The following is a 22,553-nucleotide window of genomic DNA, read 5'->3' on the forward strand; positions in this document are numbered from 1 at the left end:
TGAAAAGGAAATGAAAATGGCACAGCCCAAGATCGCAATTATCTTCTACTCGACCTACGGAACCAACCATGCCGTCGCCTTGGCAGCGGCAGAGGCCGCCCGAGACGCAGGCGCGGATGTCCGCCTTCGCCGGGTTTCCGAGACGGCCCCGAAAGAGGTTGTCGCAACTCAGGACGCCTGGAAAGCGCAACTGGACAAGATGAGCAATATCCCCGAAGCGACGGCCGACGACATGGAATGGGCCGACGGCTATTTCTTCTCTGCACCGACCCGTTTCGGCGTGGTGGCCAGCCAACTTCGGGCCTTCATCGACACACTGGGCGGGCTGTGGGGTGCCGGCAAGTTGGCCAACAAGACCTTCACGGCCACGACGAGCGCCCAGAATCCGCATGGTGGTCAGGAGGCGACCATTCTCAGCCTGTACACCACTGCAATGCATTGGGGCGCCATCATTGTCGTGCCAGGCTTTACCGATCAGTCGATTTTTGACGCTGGCGGCAATCCTTACGGGTTCTCGACCAACGCCAACGGCTTTGACGATGCCGGCAAGGCGGCAGTGGCTCATCAGGCCAAGCGCCTCGTGGAGATGACCACAAAGATCACCGGCTGATCGGACGGCAGATCGCGGGCGATATCCGGGCGCGAACCAGTGCGCCCTACCGCCCGCGAAACCGGTCATATGCTGAATGAATATCAGTTCGTGGGACAAAAATACTGCTGCTGCGAAGTCCTTAATGTCGTTTTGCACAAATAAGTTCAGCAGTTTTTTATCCTTCGGCAGGATCAACTGCAACCGGTCGGAGCCGTCGCGCGCCGCCTCGACCCGGATATCGGCGGTCTGCAAGACCCGGCTGCGGCTGCGCTCGGAGCGACCTTTCACGCAGGCCCAGAGTTCGTCGAGCGAGAGATACCGCTCGTCATCCGGCCGATGGAACCATTCGGACGACACCGCCCGTTCCGCTCACCCCGGTTGACATCAATCGGCCTTGTCAAAGGAATCCGGCTTGAGGCGGGGAGGGAGCCTCGCTAGCATCCAAAAATGACAAAACGCTGCCCCTTCAATTACTTCAAAACCAGCCTTGAGATCATCTGCCCGGCGGTAATGCTGTCCGTGAGTTTCCCGCTTCCCCTTCGACAGTTTTGGTCGAACCGCTTTGGGCCACTGTTTCGCTCGGAAATTCAGAAGCGTCGGATCGAAGGGCTGCCTATGAGCCCCTGGCAATGGCGCGAATCTTGGTGCGCGATTGGTTGAAAAGGTCTATTTTGATGAAAATATGGTGGTTGGATCCCAGTCACGTTTGCGTCAGATGGGATTCGAACCAGCAGCGCGGCTTAATGATATCAGTATGTTAGGTGTTAGAGAAGGTTGTCTTTTAGGCCCATCCCCTCCGCCACACGGGTTTGACCTCAAAACCAGTTTCTGACTGGTATTTCGCTGTTAAGCCTCCTCCCCGTAGCGCCGGTTGCGTGATGAGTGAGGTTGACCCTCGTGCTGTAACGCGGGATCACTCTGGCTAGCTGACAGGGGGAAGGCGCATGTGGCAATTCTGGGTCGATCGCGGTGGCACCTTTACCGACATCGTCGCCCGGCGCCCGGACGGACGCCTCGAAACGCGCAAGCTTCTGTCGGAAAACCCAGAGCAGTACGCGGATGCGGCGGTGCAGGGCATTCGCGATTGCCTGGGTCTTGACGAGGGGGATGCTATTCGACCCGGTGCCATCGACGCCGTGAAAATGGGCACGACGGTCGCCACGAACGCGCTTCTGGAGCGGAAAGGCGACCGGACGCTTCTCCTGATCACCAAGGGCTTCGGCGACCTGCTTCGCATCGGCTATCAGAACCGGCCCCGGATCTTCGATTTGCATATCAAGCTTCCCGAAATGCTCTACGAAAGGGTGGGCGAAATCGACGAGCGGCTCGACGCGGAGGGCGGAGTGCTTCGCCCGATCGACGAGGACGGCACCCGCGCCATCCTTCAGGATGCGTTCGATGACGGCATCCGGGCCGTGGCGATCGCGTTCATGCATGGCTACAAGATGCCGGATCACGAACGGCGTGCGGCCGAGATCGCGGCCGATATCGGGTTCACGCAAGTCTCGACCAGCCACGCCGCGTCGCCGCTGATGAAACTGGTCGGGCGCGGTGACACCACGGTGGTCGACGCCTACCTCAGCCCGATCCTGCGCCGCTATGTCGGACAGGTGCGCGATGCGCTCGATCCGGAAGACAGGGACGCCTCACGGACAAGGCTTCTTTTCATGCAGTCCAATGGTGGCCTGACCGATGCCGATCTGTTCCAGGGGAAGGACGCGATCCTGTCGGGTCCAGCCGGCGGGGTCGTCGGCATGGTGAAGACGGCGGAACATGCCGGTTTCGATGCGCTGATCGGGTTCGACATGGGCGGCACCTCGACCGATGTGTGCCATTATGCGGGCCAGTTCGAGCGCAGCCTCGAGACGGAGGTGGCCGGTGTGCGAATGCGCGCGCCGATGATGAACATTCACACGGTCGCGGCCGGGGGCGGGTCGGTCCTGACCTTTCGCGACGGCCGGTTCCAGGTGGGTCCGGAAAGCGCGGGTGCCGATCCGGGTCCCGCCTGCTATCGCCGGGGTGGGCCGCTCACGGTCACGGATTGCAACGTGCTACTGGGCAAGCTTCAGCCCAAGCATTTTCCTGAGGTTTTCGGGCCGGGGGCGGACGAGGCGCTCGATGCCGGGATCGTGCGCGAAAAATTCGAGGAGATGGCTGCGCAGATCGCCGAAGAGACCGGCGAGGCGCAGAAGCCGGTCGAGGACGTGGCCGAGGGGTTTCTTCGGATCGCGGTCGAGAACATGGCGCGCGCCATCAAGAAGATCAGCGTCGAGCGGGGCTATGACGTGACGAGATACACGCTCAATTGCTTCGGCGGCGCGGGGGGGCAGCACGCGTGTCTCGTGGCCGACGCGCTTGGCATGAAACGCGTGTTCCTGCATCCGTTCTCGGGGGTTCTTTCTGCGTATGGCATGGGTCTTGCCGAGGTGCGTGCGCTCAGACAGGAGCAGTTCGACCGCCCGCTCGATGAGACGACCACAGAGGAGGCGGAGGCGCGAATCGAGGCGTTGACCAAGGATGCAGCGGAAGAACTACGCGCGCAGGGCGTGGCCGGGGAGGACGTGAGCGCCGAGAGCCGCGCGCATCTACGTTATGCCGGTTCGCACCAGACGCTCGAGGTCGAATTCGGGGCGCGGGACGCGATGCGGGAGGCATTCGAGGACGCGCATCGCGGCCTTTACGGCTTTGCCGATGCGGGGCGCGAGGTTCATTTCGAGGCGCTGACGGTGGAGGCGGTAGGCGCGCAGCCGGAACTTCCGGAGACCGAGGTCGAAGCGGCCGAGGCAGCGCCCGAGCCCGTCGACAAGGTGGAGATGATCGCGCAGGGAGAAGCGCGCTCGACGCCTCTCTATGACCGCGAGACATTGGCGCCGGGGCAGAAGATCGAAGGTCCAGCCATCATCCGCGAGGCGACCGGCACCACGATCGTCGAACCGGAGTGGCGGGCCGAGGTGGACAGCTACCTCAATCTCATCCTCGAGCGCGCCGTGCCGCGCAAAGGTTCGGAAGCGGTGGGGGAAGGGGTCGACCCGGTGATGCTCGAGGTGTTCAACAACCTCTTCATGTCCATTGCAGAGCAGATGGGCGCGACGCTGGCCAAGACCGCTTACTCGGTCAACATCAAGGAACGTCTCGATTTTTCCTGCGCCCTTTTCGACCCCCGGGGTGGATTGGTGGCCAATGCGCCTCACGTGCCGGTGCACCTGGGATCGATGGGCGAGGCCGTGCGCACTGTCATCCGCGAGAACCCGGAGATGGCGGCGGGCGATGTGTTCATGCTGAATGCGCCTTTCAACGGGGGCACTCATCTGCCGGATGTGACCGTCATCACGCCGGTCTTCGACGATGAGGGAGAGGAGGTGCTTTTCTACGTCGGTTCGCGCGGGCATCACGCGGATATCGGCGGGCGCACTCCCGGCAGCGCGCCGCCCGACAGCACGCATATCGACGAGGAAGGCGTGCTCATCGACAATTTCAAGATGGTCGACCGCGGCTCCTTCCGGGAAGAGGCCACGCGCGAGTTGCTGGCGTCGGGCAAATATCCCTGCCGCAACGTAGGTGACAACATCGCGGATCTTCAGGCGCAGATGGCCGCGAACGAAACGGGCGCGCGAGAGGTGCGCAAGATGGTGGCGCATTTCGGCATCGATGCCGTTCAGGCCTACATGCGCCATGTTCAGGACAATGCCGAGGAAAGCGTTCGGCGTGTGATCGACCGGCTGACGCCTGGGCACAATGTTTATGAACTCGACAGCGGGGCGAGGATCGAGGTGCGGATCTCGGTCGACAGGGACGCGCGTGAGGCGACGCTCGACTTCACGGGAACGAGCCCGCAGGACGACGGCAATTACAACGCGCCCCTCTCGATCTGCCGGGCCGTCGCGCTTTATGTCTTCCGCACCCTGGTTGGCAGCGACATTCCCCTCAACGAAGGATGTCTCAAGCCTCTGAACCTCATCGTGCCGGAGGGAAGCTTCATCAACCCGGCTTATCCTGCGGCGGTGATCGCGGGCAACACCGAGGTAAGCCAGTCGATCGCGGACGCGCTCTATGGCGCGCTCGGCGTGATCGCGGGGTCGCAGGGCACGATGAACAACCATATCTGGGGCAACGAGCGTTTCCAGAATTACGAAACGATCTGCGGTGGAACGGGCGCAGGGCCGGATTTCGACGGCACGGACGCCGTTCATTCGCACATGACCAACACACGCATGACCGATCCAGAAGTCCTCGAGTGGCGGTTTCCCGTGCGCGTCGAGCAATTCACCATCCGGCGCGGCTCGGGTGGCGCGGGCAAGCACCGAGGCGGAGACGGCATCATCCGTCGCCTGAAATTTCTCGAACCGATGACCACTACGGTTCTTACGTCGCACCGCGTCGTGCCGCCGAGCGGACTGAACGGCGGAAAACCGGGCAAGGTCGGTCGCAACGCGATCGAGCGGGCCGATGGGCGTGTCGAGGAGTTGCAGGGCAACGACATGGCCGATGTAGACAGCGGCGATGTCTTTGTCATGGAAACCCCGGGCGGCGGAGGCTACGGCGCGCCCGAGGACGACGCGGGAGGCGGGCCCGAAAGATAGGTTCTTTCGTCGAGCGGCGTGCGGGCAATGCGGGCGGAGAGCCGTTCGAGAAACAGCGCTTCGGCCTTGTTCAGGCGCTTCTTGGGGTTGCTGACGAGGTAAATGTCCACTTGGGGCGGGTTCTCGTAAGGAGGCAAGCGCCAGAGCAGGCCGCGCTCGACATCGGGTTCGACCACGTGGATGGGCAGAGAACCGATCCCCATGCCGCACTGGATCATGCGGCGCACTTCCTCGAGCTGCGACGAGCGCCCGACGATCTCGTAATCAAGCCCCCACTCACCTCTCAGGAGGGCCACGGGACGAAGCGCATCGCTGAGGTCGTCGGTGTCGAAGGACACGGCGGGAAAATTCCGCAGGTCGGCAAAGCTCAGATTGGAACGGCCGAATAGCGGATGGGACGGCCCGCAGTAGAAACCGAAGAACTCGCGATACATTTGGGTGTAATCGACGTCCGAGAACCGGCGGTTCACGAGGCAGATCCCGAAGCTCACCATTCGTTCGCGCACTGCGTGGATGACCCGCGCGCTCGTGTCGATGCGGATTGTGAAACGCATTTTCGGATGGGCCGCGCTCAACGCGCTCAATTCGTTGTCCAGAAGCGGTGTCACCACATGGCTCGCCAGCATGATGTTGACCTCGCCCGAAATCTCGGTCGATGCCTCCTGGGTCACCTCGGGGATCCGCGCGACACCCGAGAAAAGCTCGGTGCATTCGCGCTGAAGCTGCCGGCCTGCGGCGGTGAGGCGAAAGCCACCGTGGCCGCGGTCCACGAGGCGGCATCCGAGTTCGGACTCGAGCCGCTTGAGTGCAAGGCTGACAGACGGCTGACCGCGCAAGAGACGATGCGCGGCGCGCGTGATACTTCCTTCCTCGGAGATCACGAGGAAGGTGCGCAAGAGGTTCCAATCGAGCCGGAAGGCGAATTTCGTGTCGAGATCGAGAGACATTGATTTCCTCAATGCATGGCATTTCGCGTATCAATTTTGCCAATTTTCTCGAACCGTGCAATGGTGTGGCGAGGGAGAGCCGAACATTGCCAGATCAGACCCTTCCAGCGGATCGCCGTCCGTGGATCCTCTTGTCGCCCGCGCTGGTGTTCATCACGGCGATGGTCGTCATCCCCATGGGCTTCATCCTCGTTTACTCCTTCTACGAGAATGTCGATCTCGCGGTGGATCGCCCGGCGTTCCAGTTCGGCAACTGGGAGGAGCTTTTCACCGACGGCTACTACCACACGGCGATCTGGAAGACCCTGCGGCTGTCGGTGATCGTCACCGTGCTGGCGGCGGCGCTGGGATATATCCCGGCCTATGTCATCGCGATGACGCGGTATCGGCACAAATGGCTGCTTCTGCTGCTGCTCATCCTGCCGTTCTGGATCAGCTTCATCATCCGCACGCTGAGCTGGATTCATATCTTCGGCAACCAGGGGGCGCTCAACGGATTGCTCACGTGGCTGGGACTGATCGACGTGCCGCTTCAAGTCATGTATACTGAATTCACGGTCATCGTGGGCTTCATCCACGTGTTCCTGCCCTACATGATCCTCAATATCTACGTGAGTCTCGAGGGGATCGACGAGAATCTCGAACCCGCCGCGAGAACGCTGGGCGCGACGCCGTGGCAGGCGTTTCGCGAGGTGACGTTGCCGCTTTCTCTGCCCGGCCTCGCGGCCGGAAGCCTTCTGGTTTTCGTGCTGACCGGAGGAAGCTATGTCACGCCGCTGATCCTCGGGGGGCCGGGGGACTATCTCTTCGGCAACCTCGTCTATGACGCCATCGTGACCGAACTCAACTGGCCGATGGGCGCGACGCTGTCGTTCACGCTTCTGATCCTTCTGGGCAGCGTCGTGGTCCTTTACAGCCGGCTCATGGGCATGAACCAACTGTCCAAGGCGTTCGGGTAGGGGGGTGTCATGCGGGTCTGGTCGCTACTGAAATTCTATACCGTCCTCGTTTATGCGTTCATGTTCGCGCCCATTCTCGTGGTGCTCATCCTCGCGTTCAACTCGTCACAATTCGGAGGCTTCCCGATCGAGGGCTTCTCGCTGCGCTGGTTCTACGAACTGGCCGAGAACGAGGCGATCATCCGGGCGCTCCGCACGTCTGTTCTGCTGGGCCTTCTGACTGCGCTGATCGCCACGACGCTGGGCGTGCTGGCAAGCGTTGCTCTGGTCCGCTACCAGTTTCGGGGAAAGCAGTGGATCACGACCTTTCTGATCACGCCGGTCCTCGTGCCCGAGACGGTGCTTGCCGTCGGTCTGCTGATCTTCCTGCGGTGGCTGCACATGCCGCGCAGCTTCGGCCTGCTGCTGATCGGTCATTCGATCATCGCGCTGCCCTTCGTCGTGCTGGTTGTGCAGGCGCGGCTCGTGGGGATACGCAAGGATTACGAGGAAGCGGCGAGGTCGCTCGGCGCGAGCCCACTCCAGACGTTCTTCCAGGTGACACTGCCGCTGTTGCTGCCCGCGGTCTTCGCGGGTGCGCTTTTCGCCTTTACCATTTCCTTCGACAACATCACCGCCACGATCTTCTGGCGCCCGTCGGGGATGGAGACGGTGCCGACGCAGATCTTCGGGATGCTGCGTAACTCGGTCAGTCCCGAGATCAATGCGCTCGGCTTCGTGATGATCTGCATCACCGTCGGCCTGCCGCTTCTGGCGGGGGCCGTGGCGCGATACTTCTCGCGTCGGAAAATCTGACACCAGTTCAAAAAGGGAGACTGAACGATGAAAAAGATCGACAATACGACCCGCTACGAGCGGCTTCGCGAAAGAATGGGGAACGGCGACATCGACCGCCGGTCCTTCATGGGCCTCCTTGGCGCCGCCGGCATCACGGCGGGTGTCTCGGGCGGGATCATGTCCACCATGGCCACGCAGGCGCGTGCGATGGGCACCGAGCTTCATTTCGAGGGATGGGGCGGCGTCGTCTCGGAAGCGCTGCGCGAGAACGCGTTCAATCCATACGAGGAAGCGACCGGCAACAAGGTCATCGACGCGACATTCGGTGGCGAGAACGAGGTGCTGACCAAAATCAAGGCGGCGGGCAGCACCGAAGGACACAACATCCTGCACAGCTCGGGGATCACCTGGTACAAACGCTGGGTCGACAACGGCTACAACGTCAAGCTCAACCTCGACAACATCCCCAATTTCCAACTGGTGATGGAGTCGATGATCGAGCCGTTCCGCGCGATCACGCCCGACGGGTTGTCCTGTGTTCCCTATGACTACGGCACGACCGGGATCGCTTACAACAAGAACCACGTTTCGGAGGAGAAGGCGAAGGAACTGGGCGCCGAGCTGCTTCTCGACAAGGAACTCAAGGGCAAGATCGGCGGCTGGGGCGGCGACTGGGCCAACCGCGCGTGGTACGGTGCGTTGCAATCGGGGCAGGATCCCAACAACATCGAGGATTGGGATGCCGTCTGGGACAAGGCGCGCGAGCATCGCGACCTGGTGCTGAAATACTGGTCCTCGGGAGCGGAACTCATGGACCTTCTCGCGAAGGAGGAAATCTGGGTTACCGAAGCCTGGTCGGGTCGCGTGGCGGCACTTCAGGCGCAGGGTCATCCCATCGGCTATATCGATCCGCCCAATGGCCTCGCCTGGATGGAAACGATGTTCGTCCTCGAGGGCTCACCCATGGAGCCGGCCGAGGAGCTTCTGAACTTCATGCTCGAGCCCGAGACCGCGATCGCGGTCGCGGTGGGGCAGAAGTATCCCCCGTCGCTCGACCCCCAGAAGGTCGAGATGCCTGAAGAGGTCAAGAACCTGCCCGCCTTCGATCCGACGGGTGAGCTCGATGGCCTCGTGTTCCGCGACCCGTCCAAGTGGAACCCGGTCGAGAAGGAGCAGAGCAAGATGTGGAACAGGGTCCAGAAGGGCGCCTGATCCACTCTCCCGGACGGGCCGCCGACCGCTGGGCCGGCGGCCCGTTTCCAACCATCTGAATCTGGAAACGAACCCATGGCACGTGTCGAATTGAGCGATGTCCGCAAGTCCTTTGGTGCCGTGCAGGCGGTCAGGGACGCCAATGTCGTCTTCGAGGAAGGCTCTTTCACCACGCTTCTGGGGCCGTCGGGCTGTGGCAAGACGACGATCCTGCGCATGATCTCGGGGCTGGAAAAGCCGACGAGCGGAGATATCCTCATCGCAGACCGGCGGGTGAACGACGTGCCGATCCACAAGCGCAACCTCGGCCTGGTCTTTCAGAACTACGCCCTTTTTCCACACCGAACCATAGGCGAGAACATCGCGTTCGGCCTGAAATACCGCGACGTGTCCAAGGCCGATGCAGCGCGCAAGGTGACGGAGGCGCTCGAGATCGTGCGACTGCCGGGGGTCGAGGACCGCTATCCCAGCCAGCTTTCGGGCGGGCAGCAGCAGCGCATTGCGCTGGCCCGCGCCATCGTGATCGAGCCCGACGTCCTCCTGCTGGACGAGCCGCTTTCGGCGCTCGACGCGAACCTGCGCGAGGATATGCGCGTGGAATTGAAGGCGATCCAGGACCGGATCGGCGTCACCACGATCTTCGTGACCCATGACCAGTCCGAGGCGCTCGCGATGTCGGACAAGATCATCGTCATGAGTGCCGGCCGAGTTGAACAGATCGGCGGACCCTCCGAGGTCTACAACACGCCCGCCTCGGAATTCGTGGCGCGATTCCTGGGCGCGGCCAACCTTCTCGAGGCGCGGGTCGTCGCGCGGGAAGGGGATCGCGTGGTGCTCGAGACGCCCGAATTCGGGCGGACACCCGTGCCGATGTCGCATGCCGCGACGCTGGGCGAGGGCGAGCGTGCCAAGCTGATGGTCCGCGCCGAGAAGCTGACGCTCGGGCCGCGCGGCGGCGAGGGGGCCGAGGCGGTTGTCGAGGCGGTCGACTACCAGGGACAGCTCGCGCGGTACTTCGTGCGGGTGGGCGACACCCAGCTCCAAGCGATGAACATGATCGACGAGACACCTTTCGAGGCGGGCGAGACCGTGTCGCTCGCGCTCAATCCCAATGCGTGCAGCGCGCTGCCCGCCGAAGAGGCATGACATGTCCGAGCATCTTTTCTACCAGTCCCGACTCGAGCGGCCCTATCTCGACCGGGCCGAAGGCATCTACATGTGGGACAAGGAGGGCAAGCGCTACATAGACGCCTCGAGCGGCGCGATGGTCAGCAATATCGGCCATTCGAACCCCCGCGTTCTCGCCGCGATGCGCCGGCAGATGGAGACGTCGACCTTCGGCTATCGCCTGCATTTCCAGACCGAGGCCTCCGAGGCATTGGCTGAGCGTGCCGCACGCCTCGCTCCCGAAGGGATGAACCGCGTCTTTTTCGTCTCGGGCGGGTCCGAGGCCACGGAAAGTGCCATGAAACTCGCCCGTCAGCACGCGTTGGCCCGTGGCGAGGCGCAGCGGTTCAAGATCATCTCGCGCCACCCGAGCTATCATGGCTCCACGCTGGGCGCGCTTGCCGTGACGGGCTATGCGCCGCTCAGTGCGCCGTTCGATCCGATGATGCGGGCGATGCCGAAAGTGCCCGCGCCGCGCGCCTATCTGGATGGGTTCGATCCCGAGGACCCGTCCACGGGGCAACATTATGCTCGGATGCTCGAACAGCGCATACTCGATGAGGGACCGCAGACCGTGCTTGGATTCATCGTGGAGCCCATCGGTGGCGCATCGACGGGCGCGCTGGTGCCGCCGGAAGGCTACATGACCGCGATCCGCGAGATCTGCGACCGACACGGCGTGCTGCTCATCCATGACGAGGTGATGAGCGGGGGCGGTCGCACCGGCCGGTTCCTGGGCGCCGATCACTGGGGTGTCGTTCCGGACCTGATCTGCCTGTCCAAGGGGTTCGGCGGCGGTTACGTGCCGCTCGGGGCCGTCATTGCACGCGACGACATCGTGGAGGCCGTGCTCGACAAGGGTGGGTTCGCACATGGACACACCTATGCCGGCAACCCGCTGGCCTGCGCGGCCGGACTTGCCGTCCTCGACGAGATCGAGCGCGAGCAGCTCATTCCCCACACCGCGAAGATGGGAGAGCGCCTTGCCGCGCGGTTGCGCGATCTGATGCAGAAATACCCCGTGATCGGCGACGTGCGCGGCAAGGGCCTGCTGATGGCGTTCGAGCTGATGCAGGACCGGCAGAGTAAGGCCACCTTGCCGCCTGCGCTCAACGCCTATAATCGGCTGGTGGATATTGCCTATGCCAATGGGCTCATCATCTATTCGCGACGCACGCGAGGAGGACTTTCAGGCGATCATTTCATGGTGTGTCCGCCGATGATCACGACCGAGACCCAGATCGATGAAATCTGCGATCTGCTCGACCGCTCGCTCGAGGCGTTCATGACAGAGCTGCCCGCCGCATCACACGCGGCGCAATAGGAACAGCGCATGGAGCGTCGCATCATCACCTGCGCGATCACCGGGTCGATCCATACCCCCTCGATGTCGCCCTACTTGCCCTACCGCCCCGAGGATATCGCGGCGCAGGCCATCGAGGCGGCAGAAGCGGGCGCGACCATCCTTCACCTGCACGCCCGCGACCCCCGGACCGGGCGTCCTTCTGGCGATCCCGAACATTATGCCGCGTTCCTTCCGCGTATCGCGGCCGGATGTGATGCCGTCATCAACCTGACCACCGGAGGCAGCGCCGTCATGACGCTCGAGGAGCGGCTGCGCGCGGCCTTGCAATTCTGCCCCGAGATGTGTTCGCTCAACATGGGCACGATGAATTTCGCGCTCTATCCGATGGCCGAGAAACCGAGAGAGTGGCTCTTCGAATGGGAAGAGCCGTTTCTGCGCGGGTCGGATGACCTTGTGTTCAAGAACACGCCCCGCGATATCGCCGGCATTCTCGAGCATCTGGGATGCGAGCGGGGCGCGCGGTTCGAGTTCGAATGCTACGATATCGGCCATCTCTACATGCTACGTCATTTCGTGGATCGGGGCCTCGTCGCGCCGCCCTATTTCATCCAGTTCGTCTTCGGCGTTCTGGGAGGGATGGGTGCGGATCCCGACACGCTCGATCACATGATCGCGCTGGCGGACAAGCTCTTCGGGAATGATTACCTGTTCTCGGTGCTTGCGGCCGGTCGTCACCAGATCCCGATGGCCCGACGCGCGCTCGAGCGTGGGGGGCATGTTCGGGTCGGGCTGGAGGATAATCTCATGATCGCCAAGGGAGAACTCGCGCAATCCAACGCCGCGCAGGTCGAGCAGGTGCGCAGGATCATCGCGGAGATGGGACTGGCGGTCGCGACGCCCGACGAGGCCCGCGTTATGCTGGAACTCAAGGGCGCCGACAAGGTGGCTGTGTAGCAGATGGACGTTTCGATCGAACCGGTCAACCGCGAGACATTGCCGCTTCTGGACGATGGCCTGAGAGCGCTGGCGCGTCACATGGACGACCCTTTCAGCGCCACGCTTGACGGTCTCGATGCCGCGCTTTTCAGTGACCGGCCGTCCTGTCATGCACTTGTCGCCCGCCGGAAGGGCGCGCAAAAGCCCTTGGGCATCGCCCTTTATTCGCCGGTCTTCTCGACGGTGAGGGGTGGGGCGGGCATCTATGTCTCGGACCTCTGGGTCGATGACGTGGCGCGCGGTCGAAACCTGGGGCGGCGTCTTGTCGCCGAGGTGGTCCGCCACGGCTCGGACATATGGGGGGCGGGCTTCCTGAGGCTTGCTGCCTATAACGACAATCACGATGCGCTTGCGGCTTATGCCAGGATGGGATTTGAACGGGTCGAAGGCGAAATTCCCCTGCGCCTTGCAGGCTCGGCGTTCGAGAGAATAGCCGCCATGTAGCGGGACCTTCGCGCAACTGTTTGGAAAAGGGCACATATATGGGCGAGACGTCGGATATTCTCATCATCGGTGGCGGTATCGCGGGTGTCAGCGCGGGGGCCGAACTCGCGCGCGACGCGTCGGTGACGGTGCTCGAGGCCGAAACACAGCTTGGCTATCATTCGACGGGTCGGTCGGCGGCGATCTTCATCCGGAATTACGGGAATGCCACGCTCCGCAAGCTGAACGCCATGGCGCATCCCGCTCTCTCCGGGCAGTCGGGGGGCGAAAGCGTGCTCAGCCCGCGGGGCGAATTGCTCGTGGTGCAGGAGCACGAGCTGGATACACTTGACGCTTACCTGGAGGGCACGGACTCGGTCGAACGGGTCAGCGCGGAGGAAGCGATGGCGCTCGTTCCCATCCTGCGGCGGGACCGGATCGCCGCGGCGGTGATCGAGCGCGACGCGCAGGATATCGACGTGGACCGCCTGCTCCAGGGCTATGCCCGGGCGTTGCGCGAGCGGAAGGGCAGGATCGCCACGGGTGAGAGGATAGAGACGATAGCCCGCGACGGTGATGGCTGGAGGGTCGAGACCACCGGGCGAACCTATGGCGCGCGCCTCCTTGTCGATGCGGCGGGGGCGTGGGCGGACGAGGTCGCCAAGATGGCCGGGCTGCCGCCGATCGGTATTCAGCCAATGCGTCGGTCGGCCGTGTTGATGCCGGTTCCCGAAGATGTCGGACCGGTCGGAGACTGGCCGCTTTTCGGATCGGTGGTCGAGGGGGAGGGATGGTATGCCAAGCCCGAGGGCGACAAGCTCATGATCTCGCCCGCCGACGAGGATCCGGTCGAGCCGCATGATGCATGGCCGGATGACATGGTCGTCGCGGAAGGGCTCTATCGTTTCGAGCAGATGGTCGATCTGCCCATCGTCAAACCGACGCATAGCTGGGCGGGATTGCGCAGCTTCGCGCCCGACCGGACACCGGTGGTGGGGTTCGACCCGCTGGTCGACGGGTTCTTTTGGCTGGCGGGGCAGGGCGGATACGGCGTGCAGACCGCGCCGGCGCTTGCGGCGATCACCCGCGCGCTGTGCACCGGAGGCGGTTCGGACGTGGACCAGAGCGTGACCAAGGCGCTTTCGCCGGAACGGTTGCGATAATCGCCACCCGCTCAGGCGGGCTCGGCCTTGCCCGACGCGGCGGCGCGGGACTTGCGCCACTGCGACGCCTTCTCGCCCAGCATGAGCATCGCGGGCGTGACCACGAGGGTCAGCACCGTCGCCACCACGAGCCCTCCGGCGATGGCGCTCGAAAGCTCGGTCCACCACTGCGTCGATGGTGCGCCATAGACGATCTCGCGGTTGAAGAAGTCGAGATTGAGACCGATCACCATCGGCATGAGACCGAGCGCCGTCGTGACCGAGGTGAGCACGACCGGCCTCAGACGTTGCGCGCCGGTGCGAAGGACCGCCTCGAGCGGGGGCTGACCGCTCTTGCGCAGGTCGTTGTAGGTGTCGATCAGAACGATGTTGTTGTTCACCACGATCCCCGCGAGCGCGATCACGCCGACGCCGCCCATGACGATCCCGAAGGGCCGGCCCGTCACGATCAGCCCCAGAAGGACGCCGGCGATCGAGAAGACGATGGCGCTCATGACGATGAATGCCTGGTAGAAGCTGTTGAACTGCGTCACCAGCATGATCAGCATGAGAAAGACGGCGGCGATGAACGCACCGATGAGAAAGACCGTGGCTTCCTGCTGATCCTGGGCCTCGCCCTCGAAGGAAAAGCTCACGCCGTCGGGGAGATCTGCATCTTGGAGAGCCGCGCGCAGGGCGACGATCTGATCGTTGACGAGCACGCCCGGTGCGACGTTGGCCTCGATTGTCACCACACGCTTCTCATCGACGCGTCGCAACGTGCCCACCCGCTCTGAAGGCTCGAAGGTCACGAAGTTGGAGATGGGCACCAGACCCGCCTGCGTTGGCACCCGCAGGTTGCCGAGCTGGGAAAGCGAGCGCTCGTCGCGGGGAAAGCGGACGCGGATATCCATCTCGCCATCGGTGTCTTCGGGGCGGTAATCGGCGACCGTGATCCCCTGGGTCAAAAGCTGGACCGCCTGGCCCAGCAGGCTTACATTGGCGCCATAGCGGGCCGCTTCGGCGCGATCCACGAGAATCGAAACCTCGACACCCGGCAGCGGGCGCGTGTCCGTCACATCGGTGAATCCGCCGATCCGCTGCATGAGCGCGCGAACGGTCTCGACGGCCTCGTTCCGCGCATCGCCATCCTCGGCCGCGATCTGGAGATTGACGGGCTTGCCCATGCTGGGCCCCTTGCTCTCGGTCTGCACCTGCACATCGACGCCCGCGATATCGGCCACGTCGCGGCGGATCGTCTCGCCGATCTCGTCGGCGGTGGGGCGTTCGTCCCATTCCACCAGATCGAGTTGCAGCGTGCCGATGACCTCTTCGTCACCGCGGCCGGCGCCCATCTTGGTGCGCGCATAGGTGTTTTCGACCGACGCGTACTTCATCACGCGCCCCTCGACCTCGCGCACGAGCGCATCGCGTTCCCAGATCGAGAAGTTGTCGCGGGCGCGTATCTCGACCTGCATGAACTCAGGCTCGACCGAGGGAAAGAAGGTGATCCCGCGGCCGAATTCACCATAGGCCGCCGCTCCGCCGACCAGAAGCGCGAGGGCCAGAAGCAGGGTCGCACCGGGTCTCAGGATCGCGCGTTCGAGAAGGCGGACATAGGCGCCCGTCATCCCCCCGATGCGGCGCGGATCGCCGGTCTCGGATTCGCGGATGGCCTTCTTCGCGGCGGCAGTCTGAGGTTGACGCTTACCGATAAGGCCGCCCGTGACCGGGATGAAGATGAGCGCCATGAAGAGAGAGGCGAAAAGTGTCAGGATGACGGTGGTCGGCAGGAACTTCATGAATTCCCCGGTCAGGCCCGTCCAGAACAGGAGCGGGAAGAACACGCTGAGCGTCGTCGCGGTCGAGGCGATGATGGGCCAAGCCATCCGCTTGGCCGCGTGGGCATAGGCGGTGGGGGCATCGTCGCCCTCCTGTAAACGCCGGTCGGCGAGTTCGACCGTGACGATGGCCCCGTCGACCAGCATCCCCACCACGAGGATGAGCGAGAAAAGCACCACGATGTTCATGGTGTAGCCGATCGCCCAGAGCGCCGTCACGCCGGCGAGAAACGCGCCCGGAATGGCCAGCCCCACGAGGATCGCGGAGCGGAACCCGAGTGCGAAAACGATCACGATCATGACCAGAAAAACGGCCGCGATCACGTTTGCCTCGAGGTCCGAAAGCAGGGTTTCGACCTGTTCGCTCTGGTCCTGCAGATAGGTGATGTTGACGCTGTCGGGCCAGTCCTGCTGCATCTCCTCTATCAGGTCGCGCACCTCGTCTACCGTCTCGATGATGTTGGCCCCCGAGCGTTTCTTGATCTCGAGCGCCAGCGCGGGCTGGCCGTTGATCCGCGCGAAGCCGGTCGGGTCCTCGAAGCTGCGGCGGACGGTGGCCACGTCGCCGAAGGTCACGACCGCCGAGCCGTCGACCTTGATCGGCATGGCCATGACATCCTCGACCCCTTCGATGAGGCCGGGCACCTTGAGGACGATGCGCCCGCCCCCGGTTTCGATGGCACCCGCCGCGATGAGCCGGTTGTTGCGTTGGAGCTGTCCGATCACCTCGTCGAAGCTGAGGTTGTAGGTCTGGAAGACAGTGGGGTCGATCAGAACCTCGAGAAACTCGTCCCGCGCGCCGCCGATTTCGGCCTCGAGGACACCGGGCAGACCTTCCACCCGTTCCTGGAGATCCTCGGCCAGATCGTTGAGCGTGCGCTCCGGCACCGGACCGGAGAGAACGGCCGTGATGATGGGAAAGAGGGCGGTGTTGATCTCGGTGATCTTGAGGTCATAGGCATCCTCGGGCAGATCGTTCTCGGCTGCGTCGGCGGCCTCGCGCACCTTGTCGAGCGCCTCGTCGATATCGCCCCCGGCGGTGAATTCGAGCTGGACACTGGCAAATCCCTCGGCGGCCTCGCTGGTCATCTTCTCGAGCCCCTCGATCGCGCCGAACTCCGATTCCATCGGCTTGAGGAGTAGCCGTTCGGCGTCGGAAGGGCTGATCCCGTCGAGGCCGGTGGACACGTACACCAGGGGAAGCGGCACCTCGGGATTGGCTTCCTTGGGGATCGCGACGTAGGACACCGCGCCCACGACGAGGGTCATCACCAGGATCATCACCACGACCCGCGCGCGTGAAAAGGCGGCGTCGATGAGCGTGTTCATTCGACTTGCTCCTCGGCCAGTTCTTCGGCGGTTTCGTCGGTCTTCTCGGGGCGGGCATTCACCGTTTCACCGGCGCGAACGAACCCCTGACCCACCGTGATGATATCGACCTCCTCGGGCAGTCCCGTGACCCAGATGCCATCCACCTCGGCGCGCACGACCTCGATCTCGTGAAACACGACCTGGCCATCCCTGACGGTCTTCACGCCGGTCTCGCCCTCGGCGCCGAGTGACACCGAGGAGGGCGAGATGAAATGCGCCGTTTCCTCGCCGGTCGGGATGCGGATATTGGCCGAGATGCCGGCAGGAATGAGCCCATCTTCGTTCGAGACCTCGATCTCGGCGAGGAATGTCCGGGTCTCGGACGCGGCAGACGTTCCAACGAAGGTGACGATGCCTTCGCGCGTCTCGCCGGTGATGAAGGTCACGGTGGCCGTCTGGCCGTTGCGAATGCGACCGAGAACCTGCTGCGGCACCTGGATCTCAACGGTAAGCGGCCGGTTGTCCACGATGCGGCCCACGTCGCTGCCGGCTTGCACGAACTCGCCTTCGTCCAGCGTCAGGGTCTCGAGCCGTCCCGCGAAAGGCGCGGTGATCCGCGTATCTTCGAGGGCTTCCGCGGCCGCGGTGACCTGCGACTCGGCGGCGGCGAGGGCGGCGCGTGCCTGCGCGACGCGATCCTTGGTCGCGACCCCGCGCTCGAGAAGTTCGGAGGCGTTGTCGAATTCCCTCTGCGCGCGGGCGCGTTCCTCCTCGGCGCCGCGCAGATCGGCCTTGGCGCGCCTCGTCGAGAGCCGGGCGATCAACTCGCCCGCCTTCACGTCATCGCCCTTGCGCACCAACACCTCCTCCACGTCGCCAGAGGTCTCGGCGCGGATCGAGGTGTCGCGATCGGGTTGGGCCTGGCCTTCGGCGCGGAAGAACAAGGTGACCGGCTCGGCCTTCGAGCGTGCAACGGCAACGGAAACGGGGCCGGGCTCGTTCTGCTCGGCGGATTTCGAGGCCTCTTCGGAGGCGGGGAAGACGAAACCGCTCCCCATCCAGAGGACCATCGCCAGAAGTATCGCGGCCGCAACCCAGGTCGAGCGTTTCGCGCCCTTGTCGTCGGAAAATTCGAGCGGCCTGCGAGCGTCGTCCTGGCGGCTTTCCGGGGCGGCGTCATTCATCTTCTTCAACCTTTTCGGTTTGCGCGATCATGTCGCGGCACGGAAGACGTTCCCGTGCCTGTGACAATCCGCCTGTTATGGCGTCGTAGAACGAAAGATAGGCGCCGAGACGGGCGCGCGGCCCGGCCGCACCTTCCGGCAAGGCGTTGAGGCTCTCGCCGATCTGGTCGCGCGCGCGCATCGTGCGGCGCATCGCGCCATCGAGCAGGCCGGTGAAAGCGGTCGAGGCGAACTGGAAATAATCCTGGCGGTCACCCGGCCGCCCCAGCCGGCGCACCACTCCGCGTTCCTCGAGCAGGCGCACGCTGGAACTCACGCTGCCGCGGCTCATGCCAAGCTGTCGGGCGAGGTCGGAGAAGGCGACCGCGTCTCCGTCGAAGAGGAGCAGGCCGAAAACGCGCCCGGCGCTGCGCGGCATGCCCTCGCCTTGGGCGATCTGCCCGACTTTCTCGATGAATTCGGCTCTTGTCCGTGCCAGAGCTTTCACGTCCCGCCCTCCTTTCACCAATCCGGATACCAGCAGGAGGTGGGGCGACGTGCCGCCTTCGTCAAGTCGTTCAGAAGAAATTGAACGGTTCGCGCGACGCGGAAGCCGCGTGACGTTGCGTGATCGAGGGATTTCGGTGGAGAGTGGCAGCCCGTAGGGGAATCGAACCCCTCTTTCCAGGTTGAAAACCTGGCGTCCTAACCGATAGACGAACGGGCCATGCCTTGGCGTGGGGGCGTAGTAGGCAAAACGCGGGGCGCGCGCAAGAGGGTTTTTTCATCGAAACGGCGTGCCCGGAGAGAAAAATTCCGATCAGGCGCGGGCCGCGTCCTCGAGCCGGAGCTGAACCGTCTGGCGACCGCCCCAATGGTTCACCTCGAGCCGTCCCGCGAGGTGAAAGCGCGCTCCTCCGTGGCCTTCGAGCGGTGCGCCGAGGGGGCCGTCGAAAGCTCCGAAAGCGATGGCGTCGAGCTGCGGGCCGTGGCCGTCGCCGAAACGCAGCTTGAGATGGCTCTCGCCCACGCGCCGCGCGAAGGTGAGTTGCATGTCGGCGAAGACATAGCGGGGCCCGGGGGCGCCGGCACCGAAAGGACCGGCCTCGTCGATGCGGGCGATGAGTTCGGGGGTCGCCGCACCCGGCATGAGCACCCCGTCAAGGCGCAGGTCGGCGGTGCCGGCCGCGCCCGCACCCTGTCGGTCCAGAAGTTCGGACAGCCGCGCCATGGCGGGCTCGAGCTTGTCGCGGGCGACGGTGAGGCCAGCGGCCATGCGATGCCCGCCGCCCTTGAGAAGCAGGCCCTCGGCCGCGAGGCGCTGGATGCTGGCGCCAAGGTCCACGCCGGTGATCGAGCGACCCGACCCCTTGCCCACCTCGCCATCGAAGCCGATGACGATCGCCGGCCGGTTGGCCTGTTCCTTGAGCCGGCTTGCGACGATGCCCACCACGCCGGGATGCCAGCCATCGCCCGCCGCCCAGGCAAGAGGCGCATCGAGGCCGCGCGATTCGGCCTGCGCGAGGGCGGCAGCGCGCACGGCGGCTTCGACGTCGCGCCGGTCGGCATTGAGACGCTCGAGCGCGTCGGCAAGCGAGCGTGCCTCCGCCATATCGGAGGTGGCGAGGAGCCGTGCGCCCAGGTCCGCGCGGCCCACGCGGCCACCCGCGTTGATCCGCGGGCCAAGAACGTAGCCTAGGTGATAGGCCTCGGGCGGGCGGTCGAGACGGGCGGCGTCCGCGAGCGCCACGAGGCCGGGGCGGGCCCGCGCGCTCATGACCTTGAGGCCCTGGCGCACGAAGGCGCGGTTCACGCCGACAAGCGGCGCCACATCGGCGACGGTCGCCAGCGCCACGAGATCGAGAAGCCCCAGAAGATCGGGCGCGCTCTCGCCGGCGGCGCGCATCTGCCGCCCGGCCTCGACAAGCATCAGGAAAACCACCGCCGCCGCGCAGAGATGGGCCAGCGCGCCATCCTCGTCCTGCCGGTTGGGGTTCACGCAGGCGAGCGCGTCGGGGAGGGTTTCCCCCCCGAGGTGATGATCGAGGATGACCACATCGGCCCCTTGCGCCGCCGCGATGGCATCGTGGCTGAGCGTGCCGCAATCGACGCAGACAATGAGATCGTGATCGCGCGCGAGCATCTCCATCGCGGGCGCGTTCGGGCCGTAGCCTTCGTCGATCCGGTCCGGGACGTAGAGCGTCGCGTGATGATCGAACGTGCGGAGCCAATGGATGAGGAGTGCGGCCGAAGCCCCTCCATCAACGTCATAATCCGCGAAGATGGCGATCCGTTCGCGATGGCGGGCAGCGCCGAGGATGCGGGCCGCGGCGGTCTCCATGTCGCGCAGCGAACGGGGATCGGGCAGCAGGTCGCGCAGACGTGGTGCGAGGAACCCCCCGGCATCCTGCGCCGTCACGCCGAAGCGCGCGAGAACCTGGCACAGCGCGCGGGGATGGCCCGTGTCCTGCACCAGCGCCTCGGCCAGGCGGTCGGTCTCGGTGTCGGGGCCGATCCAGCGGCGACCCGAGAGCGAGGCGGAGACATCGAGAAAGCTCATTTCGCCGCGACGATCATGTCCGTCGAGAGCGCCCGTGCAAATTCACCGTGCAGGATCGAGACAGCCGCGTGATGCACGGCCTCCGGCGAGAGCGCCGGCACATCGCCCGCCCAGTCCGTCCGGGCGTTGGCGGCGAAAGCTGCGCAGGCGTCATGGGCCAGTGTGACGTGAAAGCCGAGATTGGCGGCCATGCGCGCGGTGGTCGACACGCAATGCGGGGTGGTGAGGCCGCAAATCGTCACGCGGGTTTCATCCAGTGCATGAAGATGTTCCCCCAACCCCGTGCCGATAAAGGCGGAATTCACGTTCTTTTCGAACACCGGTTCGCCGTCTCGCGGTGCGACCTCGGCTTTGAATTCGGTGCCGTCACCGCCGGGGCCGAGCGGGCTTCCGGGTTCGGGGCTGACGTGGCGGATATGGCAGATGGGCTTGCCTGCTTCGCGCCACGCAGCAAGAAGACGGCCCGCGTTCGCTTCGGCCCCGGGGTTGTTGCGCGCGCCCCAGACCGGGCTGTCGAAGCCCTTCTGGATATCGACGAGGATGAGCGCGCCCGCGATCATCGGACGGGATTGCGATAGATCATGCGGCGCAGAGAGCCTGATTTCGAGCGCATGAGAACCGTCTCGGTTTCGACATAACCGGGGCGCGACTTGATCCCGGCGGCGAGCGAGCCGTCGGTCACGCCGGTTGCCGCGAAGATGACGTCCGAGGTCACCATCTCGTCGCGGGAATAGACGCGGTCGAAATCGGTGATCCCGGCCTTTCGCGCGCGGCCCTTCTCGTCGTCGTTGCGGAACACGAGCCGGCCCCAGATCTGGCCTCCCATGCATTTGAGCGCGGAGGCGGCGAGGACGCCCTCGGGCGCGCCGCCGGTGCCCATGTACATGTCGATCCCCGTGAGGCGCGCCTCGGCACAGTGAATGACGCCCGCGACGTCGCCGTCGGGGATGAGGAAGACCGCTGCGCCGGTTTCGCGGATCTCGGCGATCATGTCCTCGTGGCGGGGCCGTTCGAGCACGCAGACGGTGATCTCGGAGGGCTTCACCCCCTTGGCGGCGGCCAGCGCCTCGACCCGCTCGCGTGGGCCCTGCTCGAGGCTGACCACGTCGCGGGGGTAGCCGGGGCCGATCGCGAGCTTTTCCATGTAGGTGTCGGGCGCGTGCAGGAGGCTGCCCCGCGGGGCCATGGCGATGACGGTGAGCGCGTTGGGCATGGCCTTGGCAGTGAGCGTCGTGCCCTCGAGCGGGTCGAGGGCGATGTCGACGCCGGGGCCGGCGCCGGTGCCCACCTCTTCGCCGATATAGAGCATCGGGGCCTCGTCGCGCTCGCCCTCGCCGATGACAACGACACCCTTGATCGTGAGCTTGTTCAACTCCTCGCGCATGGCGTTGACCGCGGCCTGGTCGGCGGCCTTCTCGTCGCCGCGCCCGATCAGGTGCGCACAGGCAAGCGCCGCCTGTTCCGACACGCGGGCGAGACCCAGCGAGAGCATGCGGTCGTCGAAGTCGGGCGAGGCGGACATGGGCGATATTCCTTGAAACTATGGGTCCTTCGACCTCGGGTTTAGCGACGGGCCG

The 22,553-nt window shown here is 64.5% G+C and carries 17 protein-coding genes, 1 tRNA gene and 1 pseudogene; 10 read left to right on the forward strand and 9 right to left on the reverse strand.

What is annotated here, in order from left to right; genetic code table 11:
- Positions 1-16 precede the first annotated feature (16 nt).
- Positions 17-610, forward strand: coding sequence for an NAD(P)H:quinone oxidoreductase (wrbA, locus tag K1T73_RS07110; protein WP_220603235.1), 594 nt, complete (start codon positions 17-19; stop codon positions 608-610).
- A 162-nt stretch (positions 611-772) separates the two neighbouring features.
- Here wrbA and K1T73_RS18045 read toward each other — a convergent pair.
- Positions 773-981, reverse strand: a pseudogene (locus K1T73_RS18045) (DUF932 domain-containing protein); the annotation flags it as partial.
- Between the two features lie 555 nt (positions 982-1,536).
- Here K1T73_RS18045 and K1T73_RS07115 point away from each other — a divergent pair.
- Positions 1,537-5,172, forward strand: coding sequence for a hydantoinase B/oxoprolinase family protein (locus K1T73_RS07115; RefSeq protein ID WP_220603236.1), 3,636 nt, complete (start codon positions 1,537-1,539; stop codon positions 5,170-5,172).
- Here the strand turns inward: K1T73_RS07115 and K1T73_RS07120 are convergent.
- Positions 5,127-6,119: a LysR family transcriptional regulator gene (locus K1T73_RS07120; RefSeq protein WP_220603237.1), complete on the reverse strand. Its 993-nt coding sequence runs from the start codon at positions 6,117-6,119 to the stop codon at positions 5,127-5,129. The genes K1T73_RS07115 and K1T73_RS07120 overlap by 46 nt on opposite strands.
- 86 nt (positions 6,120-6,205) lie before the next feature.
- Between K1T73_RS07120 and K1T73_RS07125 the strand changes: the two genes are divergently transcribed.
- From K1T73_RS07125 to K1T73_RS07160, 8 genes are all read left to right on the forward strand, one after another.
- Entirely contained in the window at positions 6,206-7,078 is an 873-nt protein-coding gene (locus K1T73_RS07125) for an ABC transporter permease (protein WP_259400485.1), read from the forward strand.
- Between the two features lie 9 nt (positions 7,079-7,087).
- Positions 7,088-7,873 carry an ABC transporter permease gene (locus tag K1T73_RS07130; RefSeq protein WP_220603239.1) on the forward strand — a complete coding sequence of 262 codons (786 nt, stop codon included), beginning with the start codon at positions 7,088-7,090 and terminating at the stop codon, positions 7,871-7,873.
- A gap of 27 nt (positions 7,874-7,900) precedes the next feature.
- Positions 7,901-9,067, forward strand: coding sequence for a PotD/PotF family extracellular solute-binding protein (locus K1T73_RS07135; protein ID WP_259400486.1), 1,167 nt, complete (start codon positions 7,901-7,903; stop codon positions 9,065-9,067).
- Between the two features lie 75 nt (positions 9,068-9,142).
- Complete coding sequence (locus tag K1T73_RS07140) at positions 9,143-10,213, forward strand: ABC transporter ATP-binding protein (RefSeq protein ID WP_220603240.1); 1,071 nt, start codon at positions 9,143-9,145, stop codon at positions 10,211-10,213.
- A 1-nt stretch (position 10,214) separates the two neighbouring features.
- Entirely contained in the window at positions 10,215-11,558 is a 1,344-nt protein-coding gene (locus K1T73_RS07145; RefSeq protein WP_220603241.1) for an aspartate aminotransferase family protein, read from the forward strand.
- A gap of 9 nt (positions 11,559-11,567) precedes the next feature.
- The gene (locus K1T73_RS07150; RefSeq protein ID WP_220603242.1) at positions 11,568-12,494 is read left to right on the forward strand and encodes a 3-keto-5-aminohexanoate cleavage protein; all 927 of its coding nucleotides are present in this window, start codon (positions 11,568-11,570) and stop codon (positions 12,492-12,494) included.
- Positions 12,495-12,497: 3 nt separating this feature from the next.
- Positions 12,498-12,980 (forward strand): GNAT family N-acetyltransferase, encoded by a 483-nt coding sequence (locus K1T73_RS07155; protein ID WP_220603243.1) that lies wholly within the window; start codon positions 12,498-12,500, stop codon positions 12,978-12,980.
- A gap of 38 nt (positions 12,981-13,018) precedes the next feature.
- Positions 13,019-14,122 (forward strand): FAD-binding oxidoreductase, encoded by a 1,104-nt coding sequence (locus K1T73_RS07160; RefSeq protein WP_220603244.1) that lies wholly within the window; start codon positions 13,019-13,021, stop codon positions 14,120-14,122.
- An 11-nt stretch (positions 14,123-14,133) separates the two neighbouring features.
- Here the strand turns inward: K1T73_RS07160 and K1T73_RS07165 are convergent, their stop codons facing one another.
- The 7 genes from K1T73_RS07165 to glpX form a co-directional block, all read right to left on the reverse strand.
- Complete coding sequence (locus K1T73_RS07165; protein WP_220603245.1) at positions 14,134-17,271, reverse strand: efflux RND transporter permease subunit; 3,138 nt, start codon at positions 17,269-17,271, stop codon at positions 14,134-14,136.
- On the reverse strand, positions 17,268-18,437 hold the full coding sequence (locus K1T73_RS07170) for an efflux RND transporter periplasmic adaptor subunit (protein ID WP_220603246.1): 1,170 nt from the start codon (positions 18,435-18,437) through the stop codon (positions 17,268-17,270). Before K1T73_RS07170 ends, K1T73_RS07165 begins: the two co-directional genes overlap by 4 nt.
- Entirely contained in the window at positions 18,430-18,855 is a 426-nt protein-coding gene (locus tag K1T73_RS07175; RefSeq protein WP_220603247.1) for a MarR family transcriptional regulator, read from the reverse strand. Before K1T73_RS07175 ends, K1T73_RS07170 begins: the two co-directional genes overlap by 8 nt.
- Before the next feature lie 213 nt (positions 18,856-19,068).
- Positions 19,069-19,143, reverse strand: a tRNA-Glu gene (locus K1T73_RS07180).
- A 93-nt stretch (positions 19,144-19,236) separates the two neighbouring features.
- Positions 19,237-20,976: a single-stranded-DNA-specific exonuclease RecJ gene (gene recJ, locus K1T73_RS07185; RefSeq protein ID WP_220603248.1), complete on the reverse strand. Its 1,740-nt coding sequence runs from the start codon at positions 20,974-20,976 to the stop codon at positions 19,237-19,239.
- A complete protein-coding gene (locus K1T73_RS07190; protein ID WP_259400487.1) occupies positions 20,973-21,536 on the reverse strand; it encodes a cysteine hydrolase family protein in 564 nt (187 codons plus the stop codon). Before K1T73_RS07190 ends, recJ begins: the two co-directional genes overlap by 4 nt.
- Positions 21,533-22,498, reverse strand: a complete 966-nt coding sequence (gene glpX, locus K1T73_RS07195; RefSeq protein WP_220603249.1) for a class II fructose-bisphosphatase — start codon at positions 22,496-22,498, stop codon at positions 21,533-21,535. Before glpX ends, K1T73_RS07190 begins: the two co-directional genes overlap by 4 nt.
- Between the last annotated feature and the right edge of the window lie 55 nt (positions 22,499-22,553).

Origin of the sequence: Roseovarius sp. SCSIO 43702 (genome assembly GCF_019599045.1) — a bacterium.
GTDB lineage: Bacteria > Pseudomonadota > Alphaproteobacteria > Rhodobacterales > Rhodobacteraceae > Roseovarius.

Coding starts and splice junctions, on each gene's coding strand:
- wrbA (WP_220603235.1), top strand. CDS start 17: ATGGCACAGCCCAAGATCGCAATTATCTTCTACTCGACCTACGGAACC.
- K1T73_RS07115 (WP_220603236.1), top strand. CDS start 1,537: ATGTGGCAATTCTGGGTCGATCGCGGTGGCACCTTTACCGACATCGTC.
- K1T73_RS07120 (WP_220603237.1), bottom strand. CDS start 6,119: ATGTCTCTCGATCTCGACACGAAATTCGCCTTCCGGCTCGATTGGAAC.
- K1T73_RS07130 (WP_220603239.1), top strand. CDS start 7,088: ATGCGGGTCTGGTCGCTACTGAAATTCTATACCGTCCTCGTTTATGCG.
- K1T73_RS07135 (WP_259400486.1), top strand. CDS start 7,901: ATGAAAAAGATCGACAATACGACCCGCTACGAGCGGCTTCGCGAAAGA.
- K1T73_RS07140 (WP_220603240.1), top strand. CDS start 9,143: ATGGCACGTGTCGAATTGAGCGATGTCCGCAAGTCCTTTGGTGCCGTG.
- K1T73_RS07145 (WP_220603241.1), top strand. CDS start 10,215: ATGTCCGAGCATCTTTTCTACCAGTCCCGACTCGAGCGGCCCTATCTC.
- K1T73_RS07150 (WP_220603242.1), top strand. CDS start 11,568: ATGGAGCGTCGCATCATCACCTGCGCGATCACCGGGTCGATCCATACC.
- K1T73_RS07155 (WP_220603243.1), top strand. CDS start 12,498: ATGGACGTTTCGATCGAACCGGTCAACCGCGAGACATTGCCGCTTCTG.
- K1T73_RS07160 (WP_220603244.1), top strand. CDS start 13,019: ATGGGCGAGACGTCGGATATTCTCATCATCGGTGGCGGTATCGCGGGT.
- K1T73_RS07165 (WP_220603245.1), bottom strand. CDS start 17,271: ATGAACACGCTCATCGACGCCGCCTTTTCACGCGCGCGGGTCGTGGTG.
- K1T73_RS07170 (WP_220603246.1), bottom strand. CDS start 18,437: ATGAATGACGCCGCCCCGGAAAGCCGCCAGGACGACGCTCGCAGGCCG.
- K1T73_RS07175 (WP_220603247.1), bottom strand. CDS start 18,855: ATGCCGCGCAGCGCCGGGCGCGTTTTCGGCCTGCTCCTCTTCGACGGA.
- recJ (WP_220603248.1), bottom strand. CDS start 20,976: ATGAGCTTTCTCGATGTCTCCGCCTCGCTCTCGGGTCGCCGCTGGATC.
- K1T73_RS07190 (WP_259400487.1), bottom strand. CDS start 21,536: ATGATCGCGGGCGCGCTCATCCTCGTCGATATCCAGAAGGGCTTCGAC.
- glpX (WP_220603249.1), bottom strand. CDS start 22,498: ATGTCCGCCTCGCCCGACTTCGACGACCGCATGCTCTCGCTGGGTCTC.